This window comes from Candidatus Thermoplasmatota archaeon, assembly GCA_030018475.1.
Lineage (GTDB): Archaea > Thermoplasmatota > JASEFT01 > JASEFT01 > JASEFT01 > JASEFT01.
On sequence record JASEFT010000073.1, the window covers coordinates 1 to 4417 of the forward strand.

2 protein-coding genes are annotated in these 4417 nt (G+C 40.2%); one reads left to right on the top strand and one right to left on the bottom strand.

All coding sequences use genetic code 11. The annotated features are described in order from the left end of the window. Positions 1 to 151: 151 nt before the first annotated feature. Positions 152 to 667, top strand: coding sequence for a hypothetical protein (locus QMD21_07255; protein MDI6856558.1), 516 nt, complete (start codon positions 152 to 154; stop codon positions 665 to 667). Between the two features lie 24 nt (positions 668 to 691). Here the strand turns inward: QMD21_07255 and QMD21_07260 are convergent, their stop codons facing one another. Then, positions 692 to 4042 carry a VCBS repeat-containing protein gene (locus QMD21_07260; GenBank protein ID MDI6856559.1) on the bottom strand — a complete coding sequence of 1117 codons (3351 nt, stop codon included), beginning with the start codon at positions 4040 to 4042 and terminating at the stop codon, positions 692 to 694. Positions 4043 to 4417: the final 375 nt, after the last annotated feature.

Sequence of the window (4417 nt, forward strand, 5' to 3'; positions counted from 1 at the left end):
GGGTGAAGCGCCCCCTTCAGCTTATAAAAACGTTGCAAATGTTGCTTTACTTTACAGTTGAGGTAAGTGTGTAAAAAAATGGCTAAAAAAAAGTTTAGTTGCTGGAATAATTTGTTTAGCGGTGGCAATACTAACATTTTGCTCTCTGCTTATGCCTTGGTGGACTTACAAAGCTGAGACTCAGACATTAAAAAGAACTATTGAGTTTAAACTTCAGGGAGCAGTTATAACTGAGGAGAACCCAAAAACTACGAAAGCAGAGAGCTATCAAGGCACTGCTATAGAAGGAGTTTATTCAACTACTTACTATGCCGCAATAGCAGCTGTTTTGCTCGCAATTATATCTTTAATATGCTCTGTTTCTGCAGCTGCTGGAAAAGCATCTAATAAAATTGCATTTTGCTCAGTTCTTTTGGCACTTGTACTGACAATATTTACACCGCTGTACTTTGCACTTGCACTTCCAAATGCGCTAGCGCAAGGAGTTTTTCCAGGTATGTTCTCAGGAATAGAATACAGATTTAACGGCGTATCTGAAGCTGGCGATATTTCATGGGGACCTGCTATAGGGTGGTACCTGCTAGTTTTAGCATGTATTTTAACAGCAATTGCTGCAATTGCTACTGTAATTTCAGGTAAGACTGTAAAAGAGAGAGCTGAAATATAAACAAACTAGCTTGAAACGCATTTTTCACTTGATTTTATATTTCTTTCCTAGAACGATTAGAACAAGTCCTAGAGTGACAAGCGCAAGTGCAAGTAAAAAATAGGGCTTGAGAATTTCCAGAAGCACTTCTTCAGGCGCTAAAATTACTAGCTCAGATTGCACCTCCTCAGACCATTTGCCTGTATTATCCATACATTTGAAGTATATTTTGTGCTTACCTATTGATAAATCAGTTAAAGTGAAAGTTCTTGAAGAGCTTAGAAAGCCATCTATGCTAGAGCGCCATTCGTAAGCCACGACTGTGCCGTCATCTGTGCCATAGCCTTCGAACAAAATAACTTCTCCAGCACGAGCTCTGTTAGGCGCTATCTTGGTGATGAAAGCTGTCGGCGGGTCGTTCCTGCCTATAAATATCAATTTAACTTCAGGAGACTCTGCCTTTAATTGCTCATCTAACGCGTCTATCGCTGTGAATTTTATTGTAATGTTTGTAGCGCCTCTCTGAGGAGTCCAACTCGCAATTTTAGTTACTTGGTCAATTACAATTTCATCTGAGCTGCAGATGAATCTTAACCTTTGATTCTCCTCCTCATCCCTAAAATAGAGCTTCAAATCCAGCGTCCAAGTAGTGCCTTCAAGTACCTCGTCAGTATAATTTTCTAATCCGCCAAGATATTCAGGAGGGTCATTTACCCAGATGAATGTGAGAGTTATTGGCTCTGATTCGGCAGTGAGGTTAGGGTCAACATTATCAATGGCAGTAAATACGAGATTAACAATGCTTGCAGCATCGTTGTTTGGAGTCCAAGAGGCAGTAGTGCCAATTATTGTAATATAGGGTGAGCTACATTTGAACCATGCACCGTAATCGCCTAAACTGAAATAATTGCTAAGCTCCACGCTCCAAGTAGTATCTTCAACAACATCTGCGCTTTGCAATCCTCCAATATATTTAGGGCCTTTGTGCGCTCTGTAAGTAAGTGTTATTGGCGCAGAATTTCCACTTAACCGTTCGCTATCACTAGCTGTGAAAATTACGTTCTTGAGAATTATATTTTCATCGCCGACCGGAGACCATGTGGCAATGCAGCCCGTAATAACAATTGCAGGATAGTTACAAGTATAAATAAGGTTGATCGATTTTTCTTCAGGGTCATAAAAATACATACTCAAATTCTCTCTCCAAACATCGCCTTTGCCTATCGTCTTATCCTGCAACCCACCAATAAATCTAGGTGCGTCATTTACTGGTCTTATCTCTACATTAAAATTATTGCTTTCCGCAGTTAGGTTATCGCTATCTCTTGCTCTAACTTTTAAACTAATCCAGCCGTACCAGTCTAAAGTAAGGGTTTTAAAAGAGAGTGCTGAGCCATTAACCCAGACACTCACATTCTCTATATCATCCCAATATACTTCAAAAGTCAAATTACCATCGTCCTTTTCATCGGTGAAATAATCTTCAAGGCAAATGAGGTTCTCAGCAGTGGTATCTTCATCAAAATAATATGTGTTAGGTATCTGCTGAATGAGTCTAGGCGGTAGTAGAAATGTAACGTTAACCTCAAGCAATACTTTGCCGGCAGAGGAAACTGAAAAATTCAAAGGTATTGTGATATTCCAGTCAACAGCTTGAGCTTGGTGCGCTTGAAGATAGGCTGCTAAAAGCTTGGCAGCATTTGGAACTATTGCTGTGTACCTATAGACAACACTTAGATTACTTACAGTAATACCGCCTGCATAGTTTGATTGTATAATGAGCGGTACTGTGCACAAAGGATTTGCGAAATTATCGTAAGAGTAATCGCAGGTATTGAGATACGAAGAAAGAGCGGTAGTGAAATCTACAACTTCAAGCTGAGTTTTTACTATGTTGCGGCAGAGAAAGATTTTACCGTATCTATCGCCTGTAATTGCGTCTAAATCGCTGTCATTATCTAAATCACCCAAAGTTAAAGGCGCAATATAATATTCGTAAGCGCCGTTAGTGGCAATTGTAATATTAGTAGTACCGTTATTCAAAATGTAGTAAATATTAGAATCCCAGCTTAGACCAACAATGTCTTTTAGGCTGTTTCCATCAACATCTCCAAGTGCAATTGAATAAAACCAGCCACCTTTGCCGTTATCAACTGTATTAACACTGAAACTCACGTTTTTATTAATGCATTTTGCAATCCTGCCGTAGCCGCCGCCTCCCCTTATACCTCCTCCAACAATGTCTTGCAGACCATCTCCGTTTATATCGCCTGTTTTAACAGACCAAATCTCTGTAGCTGCATAGAAAGATGTTGTGTTATACTCAGCTGTGCTGTTTCCTAAACATACCCATACAGTCATATTCTCATCGCTACATGCTATATCTAAATTACTATCGTTATTAAGCTCGCCTATAGCAACGGAACGAAGTTCGCCGTTCAAAAAAATAGATTTTATACTCGGCTCCGCAACAGTACAATTCATTACTAGGTATAGAATGCGGCCTTTAGCTACTGCTGCTATATCATCGTATTGCATATCGTTATCTAAATCGCTCACATCAACGCCATATATTTTAGATGAAAGCCAGATAGATTTCTGCGTCCAATCAGGAAAGTTATTTTCTAAAACATACACATATCCATCAGAACTTCCGCATACTATATCTATTCTTCCATCGTTATTAACGTCTGCACACGCCATAGAATAAGCAATTGCGCTAGAAACGAGGTTAGGCTGCTCCAACAGCCCGTTATTGTTAATAAATAGCCACACACCGCTCTCACTACCGGCAATAACATCAGGAAAGCCATCGTTATTAACATCTTCACAAGCGATACTCAACACTTTGCTACCGCAACTTCCAATACATATCCCTTCTCTGAGCGGCTCTGCGGTTGTTTGATGCCAGAAAGAAGTTTGATTTACTTTTAAATTATACTCGTAAGATGGATAGGTATCGTTTATAGAAAGAGCTACGTTAGCAGAAATTACTGAGGCTTTAGGCAAACTAAAATTTGCTTTTTTTATTTCTTGCGCTGTGAATTGAAATGTAATGTTATAGTAGCGATTTTCAAACAAGTTCTGCTTTCCCATAGTACCGTTAAACCGCCAGTCTATGCTACCGTTATCGCCTAAATCCAAAGAAGGATATTCTACTGCAGAAAGGTTCGTTATAGAAATAGTCGCGTTTTTTATTACTGCATCTTTAGGTAGCGAGATATTTACTAGCTTATAGCCGGACTCTGTAAACGAAAGCTCGAAAACTTCTTCTACTTTAGCAAAGCTCTCAGTCAGAAGCTGCTCTCCCACTGCTTGACTCTGCTGTGGCAGGAGTCCAGTTAAGTTTATAATTAATAATATAGCCAAAATTATAGCTAGCGCGGTTTTCTCCATCTTTTTAAAAAGAATTATTAGCGTTTCCAATATAAATAGTTAGCGTTGAGGTAAAGTCAGTGGACATCAGCAACATTAGCTCCAAAACAGAGATTTTTACTTACGGTGACGGGGGCTATTCACCCCAAACCCCTCGTGCACGCACCAGCCTGAAGGCTTAAGTGCGTGCAAGCCCCCGTACCCCAGGGGCTTATAAATGAACATGATTTACCCAAAGGTTACCTCTGGAGCGACAAATTCACTCGGAGGTTTCTTCACTCGCTCTTGGCTCAAGGGGCGATGCGACGCCTTAGCTTTAGCTGGCGTCGCATTGAGGGGCAGGGGGTGAAGCGCCCCTTCAGCTTATAAAAACGTTGCAAATGTTGCTTTACTTTA

Coding starts and splice junctions, on each gene's coding strand:
- QMD21_07260 (MDI6856559.1), bottom strand. CDS start 4,042: ATGGAGAAAACCGCGCTAGCTATAATTTTGGCTATATTATTAATTATA.
- QMD21_07255 (MDI6856558.1), top strand. CDS start 152: ATGCCTTGGTGGACTTACAAAGCTGAGACTCAGACATTAAAAAGAACT.